General features: G+C 37.2%; 26 protein-coding genes. 14 read left to right on the top strand and 12 right to left on the bottom strand.

All coding sequences use genetic code 11. From position 1 onward, the window contains the following. Window positions 1-3 precede the first annotated feature (3 nt). The 5 genes from nusB to ES948_RS03970 form a co-directional block, all read right to left on the bottom strand. A complete protein-coding gene (nusB, locus tag ES948_RS03950; RefSeq protein WP_152183643.1) occupies window positions 4-405 on the bottom strand; it encodes a transcription antitermination factor NusB in 402 nt (133 codons plus the stop codon). Between the two features lie 133 nt (window positions 406-538). Next, complete coding sequence (gene ribH / locus ES948_RS03955; RefSeq protein ID WP_152183644.1) at window positions 539-1,003, bottom strand: 6,7-dimethyl-8-ribityllumazine synthase; 465 nt, start codon at window positions 1,001-1,003, stop codon at window positions 539-541. Between the two features lie 11 nt (window positions 1,004-1,014). Continuing rightward, the gene (gene kdsA / locus ES948_RS03960) at window positions 1,015-1,809 is read right to left on the bottom strand and encodes a 3-deoxy-8-phosphooctulonate synthase (RefSeq protein ID WP_152183645.1); all 795 of its coding nucleotides are present in this window, start codon (window positions 1,807-1,809) and stop codon (window positions 1,015-1,017) included. A gap of 321 nt (window positions 1,810-2,130) precedes the next feature. Continuing rightward, complete coding sequence (locus tag ES948_RS03965; protein ID WP_152183646.1) at window positions 2,131-3,018, bottom strand: DMT family transporter; 888 nt, start codon at window positions 3,016-3,018, stop codon at window positions 2,131-2,133. Between the two features lie 18 nt (window positions 3,019-3,036). Next, a complete protein-coding gene (locus tag ES948_RS03970) occupies window positions 3,037-3,402 on the bottom strand; it encodes a SpoIIAA family protein (protein ID WP_152183647.1) in 366 nt (121 codons plus the stop codon). 79 nt (window positions 3,403-3,481) lie between these two features. Here ES948_RS03970 and ES948_RS03975 point away from each other — a divergent pair, with 79 nt between their 5' ends. Further along, window positions 3,482-4,234: a DnaJ domain-containing protein gene (locus tag ES948_RS03975; RefSeq protein ID WP_152183648.1), complete on the top strand. Its 753-nt coding sequence runs from the start codon at window positions 3,482-3,484 to the stop codon at window positions 4,232-4,234. Then, window positions 4,235-4,600, top strand: coding sequence for a cytochrome c family protein (locus ES948_RS03980; RefSeq protein ID WP_223176038.1), 366 nt, complete (start codon window positions 4,235-4,237; stop codon window positions 4,598-4,600). On the opposite strand, the gene ES948_RS03985 is transcribed toward ES948_RS03980, so the two are convergent. Then, entirely contained in the window at window positions 4,597-5,037 is a 441-nt protein-coding gene (locus tag ES948_RS03985) for a phosphoribosyltransferase (RefSeq protein ID WP_152183649.1), read from the bottom strand. The genes ES948_RS03980 and ES948_RS03985 overlap by 4 nt on opposite strands. Before the next feature lie 100 nt (window positions 5,038-5,137). Here ES948_RS03985 and ES948_RS03990 point away from each other — a divergent pair, with 100 nt between their 5' ends. Then, window positions 5,138-5,725 (top strand): LPP20 family lipoprotein, encoded by a 588-nt coding sequence (locus ES948_RS03990; protein ID WP_152183650.1) that lies wholly within the window; start codon window positions 5,138-5,140, stop codon window positions 5,723-5,725. 125 nt (window positions 5,726-5,850) lie between these two features. Next, window positions 5,851-7,326 carry a ribosome biogenesis GTPase Der gene (der, locus tag ES948_RS03995; protein ID WP_152183651.1) on the top strand — a complete coding sequence of 492 codons (1,476 nt, stop codon included), beginning with the start codon at window positions 5,851-5,853 and terminating at the stop codon, window positions 7,324-7,326. 123 nt (window positions 7,327-7,449) lie between these two features. Here der and hemJ read toward each other — a convergent pair whose 3' ends face one another. From hemJ to hpf, 3 genes are read right to left on the bottom strand one after another with little or no spacing between them, the layout of a single operon-like run. Next, the gene (hemJ, locus tag ES948_RS04000; RefSeq protein WP_152183652.1) at window positions 7,450-7,875 is read right to left on the bottom strand and encodes a protoporphyrinogen oxidase HemJ; all 426 of its coding nucleotides are present in this window, start codon (window positions 7,873-7,875) and stop codon (window positions 7,450-7,452) included. Between the two features lie 10 nt (window positions 7,876-7,885). Continuing rightward, the gene (locus ES948_RS04005) at window positions 7,886-8,506 is read right to left on the bottom strand and encodes a hypothetical protein (RefSeq protein ID WP_425505069.1); all 621 of its coding nucleotides are present in this window, start codon (window positions 8,504-8,506) and stop codon (window positions 7,886-7,888) included. After that, window positions 8,496-8,825: a ribosome hibernation-promoting factor, HPF/YfiA family gene (gene hpf, locus ES948_RS04010; protein WP_152183653.1), complete on the bottom strand. Its 330-nt coding sequence runs from the start codon at window positions 8,823-8,825 to the stop codon at window positions 8,496-8,498. The genes ES948_RS04005 and hpf overlap by 11 nt, the downstream gene beginning before the upstream one ends. Before the next feature lie 110 nt (window positions 8,826-8,935). Between hpf and trpS the strand changes: the two genes are divergently transcribed. Together trpS and ES948_RS04020 are read left to right on the top strand one after the other, a co-directional pair. Further along, entirely contained in the window at window positions 8,936-9,901 is a 966-nt protein-coding gene (trpS, locus tag ES948_RS04015; protein ID WP_152183654.1) for a tryptophan--tRNA ligase, read from the top strand. A 66-nt stretch (window positions 9,902-9,967) separates the two neighbouring features. Further along, on the top strand, window positions 9,968-10,819 hold the full coding sequence (locus tag ES948_RS04020; RefSeq protein ID WP_152183655.1) for a nitrate- and nitrite sensing domain-containing protein: 852 nt from the start codon (window positions 9,968-9,970) through the stop codon (window positions 10,817-10,819). A gap of 10 nt (window positions 10,820-10,829) precedes the next feature. Here the strand turns inward: ES948_RS04020 and argF are convergent, their stop codons facing one another. Both argF and hemB read right to left on the bottom strand, forming a co-directional pair. Beyond that, window positions 10,830-11,753 (bottom strand): ornithine carbamoyltransferase, encoded by a 924-nt coding sequence (argF, locus tag ES948_RS04025; protein WP_152183656.1) that lies wholly within the window; start codon window positions 11,751-11,753, stop codon window positions 10,830-10,832. A 51-nt stretch (window positions 11,754-11,804) separates the two neighbouring features. Next, window positions 11,805-12,779, bottom strand: a complete 975-nt coding sequence (gene hemB, locus ES948_RS04030) for a porphobilinogen synthase (RefSeq protein WP_152183657.1) — start codon at window positions 12,777-12,779, stop codon at window positions 11,805-11,807. A gap of 76 nt (window positions 12,780-12,855) precedes the next feature. Between hemB and ribA the strand changes: the two genes are divergently transcribed. Both ribA and ES948_RS04040 read left to right on the top strand, forming a co-directional pair. After that, window positions 12,856-13,419 carry a GTP cyclohydrolase II gene (ribA, locus tag ES948_RS04035; protein ID WP_152183658.1) on the top strand — a complete coding sequence of 188 codons (564 nt, stop codon included), beginning with the start codon at window positions 12,856-12,858 and terminating at the stop codon, window positions 13,417-13,419. A 10-nt stretch (window positions 13,420-13,429) separates the two neighbouring features. Next, window positions 13,430-15,541, top strand: coding sequence for a bifunctional diguanylate cyclase/phosphodiesterase (locus tag ES948_RS04040; RefSeq protein ID WP_152183659.1), 2,112 nt, complete (start codon window positions 13,430-13,432; stop codon window positions 15,539-15,541). Here the strand turns inward: ES948_RS04040 and ES948_RS04045 are convergent. Beyond that, complete coding sequence (locus tag ES948_RS04045; protein WP_152183660.1) at window positions 15,528-15,974, bottom strand: CZB domain-containing protein; 447 nt, start codon at window positions 15,972-15,974, stop codon at window positions 15,528-15,530. The genes ES948_RS04040 and ES948_RS04045 overlap by 14 nt on opposite strands. Window positions 15,975-16,032: 58 nt before the next feature. Here ES948_RS04045 and ES948_RS04050 point away from each other — a divergent pair, with 58 nt between their 5' ends. The 6 genes from ES948_RS04050 to ES948_RS04075 all read left to right on the top strand — a co-directional run bounded on the left by ES948_RS04050 (window position 16,033) and on the right by ES948_RS04075 (window position 20,017). Continuing rightward, window positions 16,033-16,596 carry a PAS domain-containing protein gene (locus ES948_RS04050; protein ID WP_152183661.1) on the top strand — a complete coding sequence of 188 codons (564 nt, stop codon included), beginning with the start codon at window positions 16,033-16,035 and terminating at the stop codon, window positions 16,594-16,596. 176 nt (window positions 16,597-16,772) lie between these two features. Beyond that, window positions 16,773-18,269 (top strand): GGDEF domain-containing protein, encoded by a 1,497-nt coding sequence (locus ES948_RS04055; protein ID WP_152183662.1) that lies wholly within the window; start codon window positions 16,773-16,775, stop codon window positions 18,267-18,269. A 35-nt stretch (window positions 18,270-18,304) separates the two neighbouring features. Continuing rightward, a complete protein-coding gene (rsmG, locus tag ES948_RS04060; RefSeq protein ID WP_152183663.1) occupies window positions 18,305-18,892 on the top strand; it encodes a 16S rRNA (guanine(527)-N(7))-methyltransferase RsmG in 588 nt (195 codons plus the stop codon). Continuing rightward, window positions 18,889-19,125, top strand: coding sequence for a PP0621 family protein (locus tag ES948_RS04065; protein ID WP_152183664.1), 237 nt, complete (start codon window positions 18,889-18,891; stop codon window positions 19,123-19,125). The genes rsmG and ES948_RS04065 overlap by 4 nt, the downstream gene beginning before the upstream one ends. Then, entirely contained in the window at window positions 19,125-19,517 is a 393-nt protein-coding gene (locus ES948_RS04070) for a hypothetical protein (RefSeq protein WP_152183665.1), read from the top strand. Before ES948_RS04065 ends, ES948_RS04070 begins: the two co-directional genes overlap by 1 nt. Before the next feature lie 5 nt (window positions 19,518-19,522). Further along, window positions 19,523-20,017: an NlpC/P60 family protein gene (locus tag ES948_RS04075; RefSeq protein WP_152183666.1), complete on the top strand. Its 495-nt coding sequence runs from the start codon at window positions 19,523-19,525 to the stop codon at window positions 20,015-20,017. Window positions 20,018-20,075 lie beyond the last annotated feature (58 nt).

The raw sequence follows: 20,075 nt of genomic DNA on the forward strand, positions 1-20,075 counted from the left end.
TTTTTACTTTTTATCTTTTGCTATCGCGTCTAAAACACCATTGATAAATTTCGGAGATTGCTCTGTTCCAAAAGATTTTGTAATCTCTACTGCCTCATTGATAACAACAGCAGAATCCAAATCACCAAATAAGATTTCATAAGCAGCAAGACGAAGAGTTGCACGCTCAATCGCACCCAAACGCTCAAAATCCCAATCTTTCAAATGCAGGGTGATTGCCTTATCTATCTCTTCTAAGTGCTCCATTACACCTTCATAGAGATCAAGTGCAAAATCACGCTGTTTATTACGAATTTTTTTCTCTTCTAGTATCTCTGTTGTATGTTCTGAAGTATTGCCATTGCCTAAATCAAACGCGTACAAAAGGCTGACAACAGCCATTCTTGCATGATGTCTTGTTGCCATCATAACTCCTTAATTTTATTACATAAAATGAAGGGAACCCCCTTCTTCATTTTGTACGGTATCAGGAGTAATCCTGCTACCTACGTTAACACTGGGTTTTCTTCGGCAGAAAGCCCAATGCACTAGTGCATTTTTATAGAGCTTCGTAAAGGTCTAACATCTCAATAACTGTCGTCATTGCCTCAAAACCTTTGTTCCCTGCTTTTGTTCCTGCACGCTCGATTGCCTGCTCGATAGTATCAGTTGTAAGAAGTCCGAAACTTACCGGTTTTTGGTATTTTAGACTCATTGTAGCGATACCTTTTGTTGCTTCTGCACTTACATAGTCAAAATGCGGTGTCGCACCACGAATAACTGCACCAAGTGCACATATAGCATCATATTTTCCGCTAGAGAGAAGCTGGTCTACTACCATTGGAAGTTCAAAGGCACCCGGGACCAAAACATGTGTCAAGTCATCTTGCTTTCCACCATGTCTGTCAAATGCATCTTTTGCACCTTCTACAAGTCTGTCAACGATGAAATGGTTCCATCTTGTACTTACTATCGCAATTTTTTTACCGTTTACTACTTTTAATCTACCTTCGATTAGATTCATCTTTACTTCCTTTATTTAATTTCTTGAATTTTTTTGATTTTTGTTATGAGAGCATCGAGCTCATCAAGTTTTATCATATTTGGACCATCTGAGAGTGCAATACTTGGATCAAAGTGTGTCTCAAAGAAGAAACCGTCAACTCCAACAGCTGCAGCAGCACTTGCGAGATACTGAACCATTGAGCTGTCTCCTCCGGTTTTACCGTTCTCTGCAGTCGGACGTTGTACTGAATGTGTTGCATCAAAGATGACTGGTGCAAACTCACGCATCAGTACCAAGTTTCGCATATCAACAACCAAGTTGCCATAGCCGAAAGTATTACCGCGTTCACAGAGATATACTCCGTGCTTTTGTGAGTTCTCATATGTCGCTTGAGAACAACCACGTGTTTGGAGCACTTTTAAGAGCGGATACTGCATCGCATTGGCATCTAAGAACTGCCCTTTTTTGATGTTTATCTCACGCTCTGTCTTGGCACATGCTACAAGCAGATCTGTTTGACGGCATAAAAAAGCAGGAATCTGCAGCATATCTACAACTTCTGCCACAGGTGCAACCTGAATAGACTCATGCACATCCGTTACTACTTTATAGCCAAAATCATCCTTGACTTTCTGTAGTATACGCAGCCCTTCATCCATTCCAAGCCCGCGAAAAGACTCCAGTGATGTTCGGTTTGCTTTGTCAAAACTCGCTTTAAAATAGAAGTCTATCGTGCTATCTTCTTGATACTTCTCCAAAGACTTCGCAATTTTAAAAATATTTTCCTCGCTTTCAATAACGCAAGGACCAGCCAAAAGTTTCATCTATACCCTTTAGGGCACCTCTAAAAACTCTAATAATCCTCAGCATAAGAGAAAAATTCATAATCAAGGCAGTCTTTTGAAAACCTAGCCGTAGCTAAGTTAAAAAAGATTAACGCAGAGTATGGACTTTTCTCTTTTGCCCGAAGGGAGGGATAAAACAGAGCAAACTTGCAAAGAATTTTTCATCATCATAGCTTTAGCTATGACTCAAAAAAAGTTCTTCACAAGTTTGCTCTGTTTTATCCCTCTGAGGACTGTTAGAATTTTTAGAGGTGCCCTTTAAAAAAATGTAAGAGATTATAGCCAAATTATTGTAAAAATCTATTTAGCCCTTGCCACCATCACTCCAGCAAAGACAATAAGAATGATTCCAAAGCTCGTACTTAGGCTTGGAAGTGCATCACCAAGAAAGAGTCCAACTAAAATTGAAAAGAGTATATTCGTATAACTTACCGCTCCGACAATTCCTGCTTTTGTCTCCCCATATGCTTTTGTCATCAGCACTTGAGAGAGTGTTGCAAAGAGTCCCATCGCTATAACATAAACCCAGACAATGCCCTCTGGCATCACAAATTCCCCAAGCATAAAATCAAGTTCTGGCATATGAATATATGGAGATACAGCAAAGAGCACAACAGGACCAATAGTACCAACAAGCATAAAGGAAAGCACTATTGCTCGTGTATCATAGTAGCTTTTTAGCTCACGTACAGAAGTATAAGCCAGTGCAGCACCTACACCGGAAAATATTCCTAGCAGGTCATATTTTGAAAATCCAAATCCACTAGGCTGTGTAATAAACACGATACCGATAAAACCGACAAAAACAGCTATCCAAGCCTTAAGATCAAGCTTCTCACGCAGAAAAAGCCAGGCAAAAATTGCAGTAAATATAGGAGATGTCTTTGAGTAGGTCATTGCATCACCAAGAGAGATATGTGCAATGTTGTAAAAGAAGGCCAAAAGTGCTACAAATCCCATAAAGCCACGAAAAAAGAGCAGTAAAGGTTTGCCACCCTGATGCTGCATCGGTTTTTTCAGCACGGCTAGACCGATGAGTATGACACCGGCAATATTTCTAAAAAAGACCACTTCAAGTGAGCTCATATACTGGCTTGAAAGCTTGGCAAAAGCCCCCATAATTGCGAATGTAAAGCTAGCTATCAGCATATACTTTACACCCTTGTTTAAATTTCTAAGACGTTTCATAAAGCGAATTGTATCATTTTATGAAAATAACCACTCCTTCGCTTCTTCTAGCTCAGCATTAGAAAAAGTCTTAATCTCTCCAGGCAGCATAAAAGCAAATATCTTTACAGCGTTGATTATCCATGAAACATCACTGACAACAGCAATTTTCTCCCAATTATTCCAAAACTTCTCTCCTGCTTTTGCATCATCAAACATCGCTTTGAGCTCATAAGAATCAAAATCCTCTTTTACATGATAAAGTACTCTGAGTTTATCTGTTGATTTGAGTTTCTCTTGCACAGCAGAAATCAATGTTTTTTCATAATCCTTAGCTGTAACAATCCCACTCAGCTCAAATCCTAGGAAATCTTTACGGGTATCATCACTCAGTACTTTTACCATGATAAACTCCTTGCTTTTTATTTTCTTTTCATCTGTATAATAACATAAAAACAACAGACCTCTTTTACAAAGGAACTTGATGGGAAATATACTACTTCTTACGCTTCTTGGTGCTATTTTTTATTATGTATTTAAAAGTTATGCAAGGTATGAAACGTACTCGAAAGAGACCTTTAAAGATTTCTCTATCTCCTATGATTCACTGAAAAAGAATGAATTGGGGCTCTTTGTAGCCCTTAGTGCAAAAGTTGCCAAAGCAGACGGACGGGTTGATGCACTTGAGGCCGAACTTATATCGAATATGCTTGATGATATATCTTCTGTATTCCCAGAGCCACACAAGGCAAAAGCGATACTCAAAGATATTTTCAACGAAGAGAAAAACAGAACGGATAACATCGAACATTTAGCTCACGCACTCTCTCACGCAACAAAACGCTCCCAGGCAATGCAGCATCAATTTATGCAGTTTTTAATTCAGCTTAGTTTTGCAGATGGTGAAGTCACCAAAAGTGAAGAGACAATTCTCGCAACCATTGCAGAAGCGATGCAGTTTGACCCAAATGTATACCACGCAATTTTTGATCAGTTTGAGCAGATGATGCAAAATGTGCAGCCAAAACAATCTCTTGAAGATGCGTACAAACTTCTCGGTGTATCTCCAAATGATGATATGGCAACGATCAAAAAAGCCTACAGAAAACTTGTACGCCAATATCATCCTGACATCATCAAGTCTCAAGGTAAAAGTGAGAGCTATATAGAAGAAGCGACCCAAAAGACCCAAGAGATCAATCAGGCTTATGAGATGATTAAAAAGGCACGAGGATAAATGCGAAAACTTTTAATGCTTCTTTTTACACTTGTTAGCCTACATGCTTCAGATGAGATGGGTGCCTTGCTCTTTCACGGTAACTGTGTAACATGCCATTTTGAGCTTGAAGAGAAGTCTGCTCCGGCTATGATAGAAGTACGCAAAAGATATATAAGTACATTTCCAAAGAAGCAAGATTTTGTAAAGTACCTCTCCGAGTGGGTAGCAAACCCCTCACGTGAGACCTCTATCATGCAAGATGCCATCAAAAAACATGAGCTAATGCCCCACATTGCTTATGAAAAAGATGTTTTAGAGGATATCGCCGCATATATCTATGATACGGACTTTAACAAACTCCATAGCGGACACAGACAACCTTAAAGAAAATCTTTCTCCCAGAAAAACTCTATCCATGCATTTGCCTCATTGACCCAAAAATCAGGCTCGTAAATAGATGTTTTCTTATAAAAAAGTGTTACTGATTTAAAAGTTACATCGGAGAAGTTTTTTTGCAGATACTCCATAATATATGCTAATGTTTCTCCACTGTCAGCAATATCATCTACAACCAACACCTTTTTGACTTTAAAGTCACAACTTCCAAAAAGACTCAATGTTTCTCGTTTGCACTCTTTGTCATACAATTCTGTTCGAATACTCTGCACATCACGGATATCTAAACCCTCAGCCATAGCATGTGAAAGTGTATAGCCTCCACGTGCTATTGTGACTATTGCCTCGGCTTCAAAATCTTTGACTCTTTCTATCAGTTGTCTTGTATCATCTCTAAAATTTGCATAGCCATAATATTGCTTCACAATTTTCCTTAATCTCTATTTTTTCTCTTTTTTTTAATATTTCTTATTAAATATTTATGTTAGTATATCTTTACTTAAGTTTACAAGAAGGATTAGTTTAATGAAAAATATTGTCAAAAACACTGCTGTCATAGCTGTTGCACTGCTGACAATCACAGGATGTAGTGACAAGAAGCCAGAGCCGAAAAAAGAGGCTTACAATCCAACTTTTCAATGTAAAATAGAAAATGTTTTAGCACCGAGATGGACATGTATTCCTCAAGTTGAAGGTTATTACGCAGGTGTCGGTGTTGCTGAGAAGTCTGCTGCAGGCATCGCTCATATGAGAAGAGTAGCACTTATGAACGGCCGTTCATCACTTGCACAACAGATCCAAACAGAGGTAAAAGATAAAGTAGAAGGTTTTACACGTGCAACTGGTAACGGTTCAGCTGAGACAGTTGATAAAGTAACAACTGCCGTCACAAAACAGCTTGCAAAAGTTGATCTGAAAAACTCTAAGGCAATTGACTACTGGGAAGCTCCATCAGGTGCTATCTATTTGCTTGTAACTGTTCCTGAAGAAAGTATCAATGCAGAGGTGAAAAAAGCTATCAAGTCAAGCTTTAAAAATGATAATGCACTCTGGCAGCAGTTTCAATCAAAACAGGCATTAGAGCAACTTGACAAAGAGTTTCCTACAGAATAACCCCTCTTTTAAATACCCTCACGCAGGGTATTTAAACCTCAACAGACCCTTTTCTTTCATTATTTAGATATAATTTCAAAAAAAACTAATACGCTTTCATTATTATTTATATAAGGTTACACTCCATGAAAAAAATTGCCATTATCGGACGTCCAAATGTTGGAAAAAGTTCACTCTTTAACAGACTTATAAAAAACAGAGATGCCATCACATCAGACCTTGCAGGCACAACTCGTGATGTAAAGAGAAAGCATGTCGTCATCAATGACAAGCAAGCAATTCTTCTTGATACAGGTGGACTAGACAAAGGTTGTGAGCTGTTTGACAAAATAAAAGAGATGAGCCTTAAAGCTGCTTATGCAGCAGATATCATCCTTTATATGGTAGATGGGAAAAGCATCCCTGAAGATGAAGATAAAAAGTTCTTTTATGAACTTCAGTCAATGGGTAAAGAGATAGCCCTTGTTGTCAACAAAATAGATAATGATAAAATGAAAGAGAAGCTTTGGGATTTCTATGAATTTGGTACGGGGGATATCTTTGGTATATCAGTATCACATAACAGAAATACTGTAGCACTGCTTGATTGGATATATGAAAAACTCCCTGATGAAGATATCATCAAAGAAGAAGATGAAATCACAGTTGTGCATGAAGAAAGAGAGGAGCTCAGTGATGAAGAGTTCTTTGCACAGTATGAAGAAGATGAAGATGATGATTTTTACTACTGGGACGAGGATGAAGATGAAGTTGAAGATGACTCAATCTTTGCGAACAATGACAACATCAAAGAGTTTGATGAAAATGACATTAACCACATCAAAATCGCCATTATCGGACGTACAAATGTTGGTAAAAGTTCACTCTTAAATGCTCTTCTAGGGGAAGAACGCTCTGTAGTAAGTAGTGTTGCGGGAACAACCATAGATCCGATCGATGAGACGGTTGAGTATGAAGGTAAACAGCTTACTTTTGTCGATACTGCAGGACTACGCCGCCGGGGACGTATCATAGGGATTGAAAAATATGCTCTTATGCGTACAAAAGCAATGTTAGAGAATGCAAATATGGCACTCGTTGTCCTTGATGCAAGCCAGCCATTTTTGGACCTTGATGAGAAAATCGCAGGACTTGTTGATCATAATCATCTTGCCTGTATCATCGTTCTAAATAAATGGGATATCGCAGACAAACAAGAACATGATAAAATCATCAAAGAGGTGCGTGAGCGATTTAAATTTCTCTCCTATGCACCTATCATTACACTCTCTGCAAAAAGCGGTCAGCGGGTTGATAAACTCCATGATATGATCTTACAGATCAATGAGAACTATTCACAAAGAATTTCGACATCTCAGGTCAATGAAGTTCTTGAACGCGCGCTTCGCCGCCATACACTCCCAAGTATGCACGGTCAAGTTATTCGTATCTACTATGCGACACAGTATGAGACACGCCCTCCAAAGATTGCCATCGTTATGAACAAACCAAAAGGGCTTCACTTTACCTACAGACGTTATCTGACAAATAAATTTCGTGAAACATTTAACTTTGAAGGGACACCACTGCTCTTTAAAGCAAAAAGAAGAGGAGAGAGATGATGAATATATCACTAGCGATTGTTTTTTTGTTTTCAGGTGCAGCACTAACAACTTTGGGTGTCGTACTTTTTAAACGTATGCAACAAGAAGAGCAAGAGAGTAAAAAATAGAAGCCTTTTTGTTTTAAGAAAAAGGCTTAAACACTACCATACCGACGATTAAAAGCATTAAAATTGTCGGTACTTCATTATACATTCTGAAAAATTTTCCACTTTTTGTACATCTATCTTCAAGCAATCGCTTACGGATTACATCTAAAGAATAAAAGTACGCTATCAAAAGAGCTAAAAAGAGTAGTTTTGCATGCAACCAAGGTGAACGCATCCACTCACCCATATAGATAAGAGCAGCTCCACTGATAATTGTCGACCACATAGAAGGCACACCAATGTACTTGTAGAGTTTCATCTCTTGAATCTTAACAACCTCAACAAAACCTCTGTTCTCTATATGTTCCATATGATATACGTAGAGCCGTGGTAGATAAAACAGTACTGCAAACCACGAGATAAACGAGATCACATGAAACCAAAGTATCCAATCATACATATTTTTGCCTTTAAAAATTCGTCTCTATATACAAAGAGTTATAGTTAGACCCACCATGAACACCGTTGTAGAGACCAAATACTCCAGAACGGTGTTTTAAAAGATAACCAAAATAGACATCTTCCAAAGCTTTGACACCCGTCACTCTTCCGATATCAAAATCTATAGTGATATCAAGATAGTTTAAAAACTTAGAAGTTTTATCATTCTCTACTCTTGCTTCAATGACTTCAGATTCTAACTTGTCGTTTACATAAGAGACACCTTCACCAAAACCAAAACGCACTCTATTTTCATAAAAATCCAGATTATAGATGAGCTTTAGATATACAATAGCTTCATAGGTGTTGTTAAATTGATCTTCATAAAAATAAGACAAACCACCTTTTGCATACAGTTCTAAAGGCATATCTCCTATTGCTTCATAAAGAAGGTAACCGCCATCCACGGCAACTGTACTTAAATCTCTTGGATGTCTAGAAAAGTTTAAAGTAAATAGGATATCTCCCAAATCTTTCTCACTTGCATATCCGTAAGCAACCCGAAAAGAGTACTTTTTTGTCTCTTTAGCCTCTATAGAGAAGGCTAAAAGAAAGAAAATCAATAGAGCCGATACACTTTTATGCATCAACTACATCTAATTCTTTTATTGAAGATGCTTTATGATCTTTCATTTTATCATGGAGACGACGAAGTGCTTTACTTGCACGATCAATTGCGATATCGATCGCAGCATCCAAATCTTTATCATTCTCTGTAATGACGATTGGCGCAGCATGTGCCACATGAATCTCGAACTCAACACTAACACCATCTTTTTGAGCCATTACATTACACATAACACGTGTTAAATCCAATGAATATTTTTTAAATTTCTCTACTGCAGCTTCAATGTGTGCTTTATTTGCATCATTTAAATTAATATCTTTTGCACGATATTGTACTATCATCATAAATCCTTTTATTACGAGCACATTTGGGCCCTTATATTTAGATATATAATAACAAAATAAAGCTGAGATGGGTATAATACACAAAAAATTATTTAGGAATTTGAGATATGAGAGTATTAACTGGTATTCAACCATCAGGTGATTTGCATATTGGAAACTATTTTGGGTCTATTAAACAGATGGTCGATGCACAAAAAGAGAATGATACTTTTGCTTTTATAGCGAACTATCACGCGATGACAAGTGTCAAAGATGGGAAAAAACTAGCAGAACTTACTATGCAGAGTGCAACTGACTTTTTGGCTTTGGGAATTGACCCTAAAAAAGCAACTTTTTGGGTACAGTCCGATGTAAAAGAGGTACTAGAGCTCTATTGGGCACTCTCTTCGTTTACACCGATGGGGCTTTTAGAGCGTGCTCACAGTTACAAAGATAAAACTGCCAAAGGCATCGCTGCGAACCATTCACTCTTTTCCTATCCAGTCCTGATGGCAGCAGATATTCTGCTCTACTCTCCGGACATCATTCCAGTTGGAAAAGACCAGATCCAACATGTGGAGATTGCCCGTGATATCGCTGTGAAATTTAACAATGAGTATGGAGAGATATTTAAACTTCCAACATTTAAGATAGAAGAAAATGTTGCAACAGTTCCTGGAATTGATGGTCAAAAGATGTCAAAAAGCTACAACAACACGGTAAACATCTTTGGTGATGAAAAAAAACAGCTTAAAACTATTAAAAAAATTGTTACTGAAAATGTTCCGATGGAAGCACCAAAAGAGTATGAAAACTGTAATGTTTACAATATGGCAAAACTCTTTTTAAATGAAGATGAGTGCAGAGAACTTCAAGAGCGCTATAAACGTGGTGGAGAGGGTCATGGACATTTTAAACTTTACCTGCATGATGTCATCTGGGAGTATTTCAAACCTTACAGAGAAAAAAGAGCTTACTACCAAGCACATCAGGATGAAGTAAGAGATATTCTTGATTTTGGTGCAACAAAAGCCAAAGAGATCGCACTACCAATGATAGAAAAAATAAGAACTGTCACTGGTATAAGGTATTAATTAAGTTAATTAGGTACAATAACGCATAACCACAATAACATCTTGAAACAATAACAGGAAGTCACAATGCGTTCACTTGTACTTATTTTACTACTCCTCTTTAATTTACAGGCAAGATCTTTCTTCAGTAATGAAGATCAGAAAAATACCTCTAAATATATAGAAAGTTTAAAAAACCTTATCATAGCGACACAAAAGACAAGGGGTTTAACAAACTCTTATCTCAATGGTAATACAGCAGCAATGCTGCTTGTTTTTACCAGCAGAGATGATATGAAAAGGGCCATTGGCAATATGGAATCACTCCCACTTGCAGCTGACCCTGTTATAAATTCACGTGCAACCGCAATATCTCAAGCACTGATAAAACTCAACCGTAAAGCATTTAAACAAGATCCACAAAAAACCTTTTCTGCTTATACAGAGCAGATAGACCATACACTTATGCTTGCACAAAGTGTCTCAAAACGCTTTGCAAAAGATCTCACACCTTTTGGAAAAGACATCTCTTCGGTAATGATGGAGATTATGCTTCCTATGACAGAATATACGGGACGACTGAGAGGTTTGGGAGCAGGTATCGCAGCAAAAGGCAAAGTTACCAAGAGTGATATTGAAAATATTCAAGCACTTGCTTATGAGCTGCAGTCTTTAAATAAAAAACTTCAAAATCAGATGACACAAATCGTTGCAAAGCATCCAGGTGAACTAGGAGCAAATATAAATAATGAACTCACAACTATCAACAAAGGTGTAAGATCTTATATAAATTTTGCACAAAAAAAGCTGCTAAAAACTCCGAATAAAGTCGATCCAGATAAATACTTCGATCAGGGAACTGCGTTAATCTCAGCTATTATCAAAGCATACGATACAAGTAATAAAGCCATCCTGGAAAATGCCAAAGGATGGATTTAGAGACTAAAAATTAGTCTCTGTGTTGATCCAACCAGACCATCAGACCTTTTTGTGCATGAAGACGGTTTTCTGCTTCGACAAAAACTATCTCTGCGTGAGACTCTAAAATCTCCTCACTGACTTCCTGACCACGATACGCAGGTAGACAATGTAAAAACTTCGCATCTTTATCTGCGAGACACATCATCAGACCATCTACCATAAAACCTGCAAAATCTTTTATACGCTGCTCTTTTTCATCCTCTTGACCCATGGACGCCCATGTATCTGTTGTTACAATAGTTGCTCCACGAACCGCTTCTTTAGGATCATTCATAACTTTGATAACAGCCCCGCTCTCTTTTGCAAATGCAAGTGCCTCATGCAGTACCTCAGCCTCTACTTCATACCCTTTTGGTGTTGCAATGCGTAATTCAAAACCCAGTTTGGCAGCTAAAAAGAGCCATGAGTGTGTCATGTTGTTTCCATCACCGATGTAAGCAACCACGGCATTCTCTGCTACACCATGTTCTATCATTGTCATATAATCAGCCAAAAGCTGTACAGGATGATAAGAATCTGTCAGACCATTAATGACAGGTACTTTTGAATATCGTGCAAACTCCTCTATCATAGAGTGCTCGTACGTTCGTATCATTACCATATCACACATACGTGAAATGACTCGTGCCGTATCTTTTACAGGCTCACCGCGTCCTAAGTGGATATCACGATTGGAGAGAAAGAGTGCATGACCGCCAAGCTGAAACATCCCCGTCTCAAAACTCACGCGAGTTCGTGTAGAAGATTTCTCAAAAATCATCGCTAATGTCTTGTGTTTTAGCTCTTCTTTATAAATTCCGGCTTGCAGATCTTGTTTTATCTCAAGGCCCAGATGTATTATCTCTAAAATTTCTTCTTTTGTGTAATCTTTGAGTGTTAAAAAATGTCTCACGATACAATCCTGTCTTTTATTATCAGTAATTTTAGTATACTTTTCTTTAATTTATCTGTTTTGTAGCATTTTTGCCACTTCTTTGGCATGATAGGAGATAATGATATCCGCACCTGCACGTTTAAAACTCACCATTGTCTCCATAACTACTCGCTCATAATCTATCAAATCATTCATTCCGGAAAACTTCAGCATCGCATATTCACCACTTACATTGTAAACTGCCATTGGAAGTGTTGTATTGTCTTTTATCTCACGTACAATATCGAGATATGCAAGAGCCGGTTTTACCATAAGTATATCAGCTCCTTGAGCTTCATCACTGATAGACTCTGCGATTGCTTCACGACGATTAGCCGGGTCCATCTGATAAGAAGCTCTGTCACCAAAGCTTGGAGTTGATTCTGCTACATCACGAAACGGTCCATAATAACCTGAAGCAAATTTTGTCGAATATGCCATAATAGGCAGTTCACTGTATCCTGCCTCATCAAGTGCCTCACGCAGAGTCTCAATTATGCCGTCCATCATTCCGCTCGGTGCTATCATATCTGCACCTGCTTTTGCATGAATGACTGCCTGCTGCCCTGAGATCTCCAGTGTTGCATCATTGAGAACGGTCTCTTTTTCTTCATCAATAATACCACAATGCCCATGGTCCGTATATTCACAAAAACATAAATCTGTCACAATAAACATATCGGGATGTGCTTGTTTTATCTCACGTACGGCAGATGCTATGATACCATGTTCACAAAGCGCATCACTTCCAATAGAGTCTTTTACATCAGGAATACCAAACAGTATAATGGAATAAAGTCCCAAAGATTTCAACTCTTCACACTCTTTTATGGCCATATCAATACTCATCTGATAAACACCCGGCATGGAAGCTACTTCTGTTTTAATACCCTCTCCACTTCTAATAAAAAGCGGATAGATAAAATCATCTGCTCTTACATGTGTCTCACGCACTAATGCACGCAGATGTGGATTGAGCCGAGTACGACGGAATCTTTGAAACATTTTTAAACCCTTTTTTTGCTATATTTGATTATAATAGTGTTTGAAGAAAAGATTTTACCATTTTAAAGATTAATTAATGAATATAAAGATTTCAGAGGTAGCGAATTTACCATCACGATTTGGCGATTTTAAAGTAAAGGCATTTAAAGAGGGGCAAAAAGAGCACCTTGTCATATATGCAAAAGAGTTGGGTGAAATACCTGTTGTTCGGGTCCATTCAGAGTGTCTTACAGGTGATGCGATAGGAAGCTTAAAATGTGACTGCCGTGATCAGCTCGAGTATGCCCTTTCACTCATCAATGAAAAAGGTGGTATGGTTATATATTTGCGTCAAGAGGGCCGTAATATTGGTCTATTAAACAAGATAAATGCCTATGCTCTTCAAGACAAAGGTTACAATACCATAGAAGCCAATCATCAACTTGGTTTTGCGGCAGATGAACGCACCTATGAGATTGTCACTTTTATACTCCATCATTTTGGCATTAAAAAGATCAAACTACTTACGAATAATCCAGATAAGATAAATGCTATCTCTGATGTTGAAATTGTTGAGAGAGTGCCAATAGTTATGAAAGCCAACCAATACAATGAAGATTATTTGGATGTAAAACGTGATGCCATGGGTCATCTTCTTTAAAGAGTAACATATGCCAATAGATATAACAAAAGATACTCCCCAAATTGCTCTTAAAAAGCTCAAAGCACGAGAGAGTGTACTTCGTCACTTTGAAGATATTGCAGGACTTGGAAGCTGGGAAGTTGACCTTAAAACGAAAAAATCCGTTTGGTCTAAAGAGAGCTATAAGATTTATGGTCTCAAAGAGGGCACAGAGGTCTCTATAGATACATTTTTTTTCATGCTTCTTCCAGAATATATCACCGATGCAAAGACTCTGCTCCAAGAAGCCATTCAGACAGGAAAAGTACTCAAATTTACCTGTAAAGCACGCAGAAAAGATGGCACTATTATTGACCTTTTTATAAATGGACGAGTGATTTTTGATGAGAATAAACAACCCCTAAAACTGATAGGTACAACGCAGGACATTACAGAGATTACCAACATCAAAGAAGAAGCAAAAGAGCTCGCTGCAATCTTGGAATACTCCTCGAACGAAATCTATATCATTGAGTTAGAAACACTCCGCTATCTCTATGTAAACAAAGGTGCTTGCAGAGCTCTAGGCTATACAAATGAAGAGATGCTTCAAAAAACTGTCCGTGATATCAATCCTTATCTTGAAAAAAGTAAAATTGCCTATTTACAAGAAAAGATAGAACAAGGGGAAAAGGTTCTAAATCGTACTATCCACCAGCGTAAAGATGGAACAGAGTATCATGTCCAATCCTATATCTATAAACTCGCATACCACGGGAAGGATGCTGCTGTTATCTTTGATACGGACATCAGTGAACTTATCGCACTGGAAAAAGAGCATCATCAACAAGCAAAACTTTTAGAGTACCAAGCTTATCATGATACCCTTACGGACCTTCCAAATCGTACTCTTTTTCAAGACAGATTGCAACAGGCGATCATTACATCAAAACGTAATGAGGAAAAATTTGCTCTTCTTTTTATTGATCTCGACCAGTTTAAAAAGATTAATGATTCGCTTGGGCATCATATTGGAGATGAGGTCCTTATTGAGAGTGCAAAAAGATTCCAAAAAGTGCTGCGTGAGGAAGACACACTCTCACGTTTGGGCGGTGATGAGTTTACTATTATTCTAAAAAATCTTAAAAGTGAAAAGAATGCTGCAACTGTTGCGCAAAAACTCATTAACAGCTTAAAAAAACCTATTGAGACAAAACATCATTCTCTCCATATATCTTCCAGTATTGGTATCAGTATCTACCCCAATGATGCCGAGACACAAGAAGACCTTTTAAAATATGCAGATACAGCGATGTACAAAGCAAAAGATGAAGGACGAAACAATTTCCAGTTCTACTCTTCTGAGATGACACAACAGGCTTTTGAAAAGGTCATTATGGAAAATTCCCTGCGTATTGCTATCAAAGAGAATCAGTTTGAAGTCTATTTTCAACCACAATATAATGCAGAGACAGAAACGATTATCGGTATGGAAGCGCTTGTTCGATGGGTACATCCTCACGTGGGTATTGTGCCTCCCTCAGAGTTCATTCCCATGGCTGAAGAAAACGGTTTTATCATTGATATCGACAAAATTATAATGAAACAGGCGATGCAGGAATTTAGCAGTTGGTATGCACAAGGGCTCAACCCTGGTAAACTGGCACTCAACCTCTCTATGAAACAGCTTAATGAAAATAATTTTATTACCGATCTCCTGCAAACAATGCAAGAGAACAACTTTAAGGTTTCATGGCTTGAGCTTGAAGTCACAGAAGGTCAGGTAATGCAAAACCCTGAACAGTCCATTAAAAAGCTTAAACGTTTAAGTAACATAGGGATCTCGATTGCCATTGATGACTTTGGGACCGGATACTCTTCACTCTCCTATCTTAAAAAACTACCTCTGAGCAAACTAAAAATCGATCGCTCTTTCATAAAAGAGATTCCTTACGATGAAGATGATATAGCCATTACAAAAGCGATTATTGCTATTGCAAAGAGTTTAAATCTTCATATTATTGCAGAAGGTGTAGAGACAAAAGAGCAAAAAGAGTTTATGCTTGTAAACGGATGTAAAAAAATTCAAGGTTATTACTATTCACAACCTCTGAGCAGATATAAAATGACGAAACTGTTAAAAAGGTCTAATGAAACTTAGACTCTGGAAGTGCTTCAAGTCTTCTCTGTGCAGCAGCAAGTACTCTTAAAAGCTCATCTGTTGTTGCCTGAAGTTCGACATAATAGAGCTTTGCTTTGTCAATCTCCAAAGCATCCACACTGCTCCTACCCAAAAATTTAGAAAAGAGTCCTCTTTTTTTCTCTTCTTTGAAAAAAATGTTATAGATTTTAAAATACTCTTTATGCCACTGCTCATGTAAAATATCAAGTTTACTATAAAACTGACTTCCAATAAGCTCTCGTACATGATTTTTCTCATCATAAATCCAATGTCCAAAGTCACACTCTTTTTTTGAAACGGCAGTAGGATTATTAACCTTTTTCCCCTCAATAATTGCATGTATCTTCTCCATTTGCAATAGATGGGCCTCTCTTGCTTTTTGTACAGAATTAACACTTTGTTCTTTTTTCATTGAAATTTACCTTTAAAAAAGTATATAATAGCATAAGTTAAAAAAATAAGGAACTTTTATGAAACGTCCAGAACCGATTAATCACGAAATACAACTTAATCCAAAACGTTATATTGTTTCAAAGACCGATCCAAAAGGCATAATAGAATATGGGAATGACTATTTTGTAGAAATTTCAGGATACAGTGAAGCGGAACTTATCGGTACACCCCATTCACTAATCAGACATCCTGACATGCCAAAAGTTGTCTTTAAAATGATGTGGGACAGAATTAACAAAGCCCAAAATATCATGGCTGTTGTGAAAAATCTAGCAAAAGACGGTAGCTACTACTGGGTTGTAACTGAATTTGAGCCAAAAGTAGATCCTATTACCAATGAAATCATCTCCCACACTGCTTTTAGAAAAGCTGCCCCTCGCAAAGCAGTTGAAGCTATCGAACCTATCTATCAAAAACTTTTGGAAATTGAAAAAGAGAGCGGAATGGAAGGAAGTGAAAAATACCTTCGAGGATTTTTAGAAGAAAAAGGCCTTAGCTATGATGACTTCATAGACAATCTTGTTGGTAACAAAGGCATCTTTAAAATCTTCTTCAATGCTATGAAAAAAATCTTCTCTTAATCAATTTTAGTAAAAATGTGCTTGTACGCATATAAGAAATATGCGCTTATAGAAAGTCCTCTCTTGCTCACTAAAATGCAAGAAGGCTTTTGGTCATCTACACAGTCATAAAATTCAACATATTATATATATTTTATATATATTTGAGTACAATGAAGCATTAGAAGGTTTATTTGATGATAAATATTACAAACTTTTTACTAAGCGGTTTTAATTTTAAAGAAGAAGAGTATGAGCTTAAACTCCAGTTTATACTTGTCAATTCCATTCTTACCATTATCATTGTCATGTTGAGTTTTTTATCTTTTTTACGCTACATTTCACATCAGGAAGTCCAGGCAATCATTGATACTGGAGCAGTAGTGGCTTCACTTATCACTCTCATAACAGCACGAAGGTCAAAAAAGAGTATCAACATCTCCATTCCGCTTCTCTTGGCTCTTTTTTATTTTCTTATAACATTTACATTTAGGAACATTGGTATAATCGGTACGACATGGTACATAGTTTTGATTCTTGCCGCATTTTTTCTCAAAGGGAAGAAAGTAGGTCTCTTTTTCTCTGCCATCTCTGTACTTGCAATTTTGAGCTTGGAACAGTTTTCAGATGCAAAATATACAATGTTCCAATATTTCTACATCACAATTCCTATCATTTTAAGTATGACCTTTTTGTATCTGTATGAACAACGAAATGAGATACTCAACTCACTCTTAAAAAAACAAAAGAGTCTTTTGGAAGAAGAGGTAAAAAAACAGACCAATGAACTCTCACAGCTCCTTTTAACAAGTCAAGAGCTTGCAAGTATCATGAAAAACTCACTTATAGAGATCTATATTGTCGATTTCAAAACAGACCATTACCTCTATGTCAATGACGGTGTGATTAAAACGCTTGGATACAGTGAAGATGAACTCCTTGCTATGAATATTTATGACATAAACACCTCAATGATACATGAAACAGTCACACGATTTAAAGAGCTGATGCTCAAAAATGGCAATGCAACAAATATCTCTCAACACAGACGCAAAGATGGCTCAAGCTATGGAGTTCAATCCTTTATGCATAAGATTAGCTATAACAATAAAGAGGCCTATGTTATCTTTGATATTCAAATATCAGATGCACAAAAGGCCCAATCTGCAATACTCAAACAAAAAGAGACTCTTGCCTATCAGGCACACTATGATACGCTGACAAAACTCCCAAATCGTGTCTTATTTGAAGACAGACTCACGCAGGCAATTGCTAAAGCAAAAAGAAAATATACAAAATTTGCACTGCTCTTTGTTGATCTTGATCATTTTAAGGATATCAATGATACCTATGGACATGAAGTAGGAGACATCGTACTTAAAGAGATAGCAAAACGTCTGCAAAACTGCGTGAGAGAATCCGATACAGTCTCACGTCTCTCAGGAGATGAATTTTTGATTATTTTAGAAGAGTTTGACTCTAAAGAGAGTGTGGCAACCATTGCAAAACTTCTTATAGAATCAATACGAATACCAATAGAGTTCCATGATAAAAAACTCATTGTAACCTGCAGTATAGGAATCAGTCTCTATCCAGATGATGCCAAACATGGACAAACACTTGTAAAATATGCAGACCGAGCTATGTACAATGCCAAAAACATTGGCAAAAATAACTTTAAATTTTACAGATAAATCATTTTGAGAGTTTTTTTAAGATAAAATACCCTATGAATTTACAATCACGTGTAGAAAAAGAGAATATTTCTCTGCCAGACAATTTTTTTGATAATATTACAAAGTATAAAGATCACCTCTTTAAGTGGAATAAAATTCACAACCTAACAGGTGCAAAAGATGAAATAACACTTGATGAGTTTATCTTCGATGCACTCTTTCCTGTCAGCTTTTTACCTACAGTAAATTCTCTGCTTGATATTGGTACAGGTGCCGGATTTCCTGGTATGATTTTGGCTTTTGCTCTTGCTGATACAGAAGTAACACTTGTTGAACCACTTGCGAAAAGGGCAAGTTTTTTACAGTTTATAAAAGCGGATCTGGGTCTTGGAAATGTCCGTATAGTCAAAAAAAGAGTCGAAGAGATGGAGAGTGAGATTTTCGAACTGATCACCTCACGTGCAGTAACAGATACAAAAATGCTCTTAGATCTCAGTACAAAACTACGGGATAAAGATACAAAGTTTCTCTTCTACAAAGGCGAGCGTGTCTTTGATGAAGTAAAAGCTTCACAGGGCATGGCACATAAAATTATAGAGAGACACAACAGACATTATTTACTACTAGGAGAGAGTCTATGATACTAAAAGCACTACTTGTCGGTGCCGTTATCTACATCGTCTATATTATGTTTTTTAAGCAAAAGAATGTAGAAAAAAGCAGCACTACAGCCAAGAAAAAAGAACAAAAGCCACAAGCAAACGAAATGGTCGAATGTGCCAACTGTGGTGTTTATGTTGAGATTTCAGAGTCTATTTTAAGCAGTGGAAAATACTACTGCTCTGATGAATGCATAAAAAAGGCTGGAAAATAATGCTCATTTTTGGACATAGATTTATTAAAAATGATGAATTTTTTCATATCTTTGATAGTGAAAGTCTCCAAAAGACACCTCCATCTTCTAAAATCTATTTGGACTTTGATGAAAGCAATCTTGATATTATTGAGCATCTTAGCAGCAACCATATCGCTTTTGGACTTGGAGTGACAAACATTACAGAACTTCTTTATGCTGCTGCTTTAGGGGCGAGTTACATAGTCGTACATCAGAAGTTGGCAAAAACAGCACAAAATATAGCAGAGAACTACCTCTTTGATGCAAAAATCCTGGTACATATCACTCAAGAGAGTGAAATTGAAGAGATGGCACTCTTAGGGATTGACGGTGTACTTTTTCCAGAAGCGATTGTCAAGATAAGTTCTTAAGTATTATGAAACAGCTTCTTGTTTTTTTAGCAGTTTTTCTACTCTCATCCTGTTCTTCTTCACCAAAACCCTATAAAAAAATTTCTTTAAACATTCAAAACAAGCCAAGCTACAACTTAGAAAATAAGAATCATATCACAAAGAAACTCTACGAGTCATACGAAAAATGGGCAGGAGTCAAATACTGCTACGGGGGAGAGAGCAAGAGTGGCATAGACTGCTCTGCACTGGTGCAAACCATCTACAAAGAAGCCTTTCATATCGAGCTTCCACGAACAACAAAAGAGCAGATAAAAGTAGGAAAGAAAGTCCAAAAAAAGGCTTTAAAAGAGGGCGATATTCTCTTTTTTAAAACATCCTACCATGTTTTACACTCAGGGATCTACCTTAAAAAAGGAGCCTTTATTCATGCCTCAAGTAAATATGGTGTGATTCTTTCTAATATTCATAATCCCTACTGGAGAGCAAAATACTTTCAGGCAAGAAGAGTATTATTCTAAGCTATAGAGTCCAAAAAAGAAAGTTTTATTGAAAAATTAGCTATAATCGCTCAATAAG

Origin of the sequence: Sulfurimonas indica (genome assembly GCF_009192995.1) — a bacterium.
Taxonomy (GTDB): domain Bacteria; phylum Campylobacterota; class Campylobacteria; order Campylobacterales; family Sulfurimonadaceae; genus Sulfurimonas; species Sulfurimonas indica.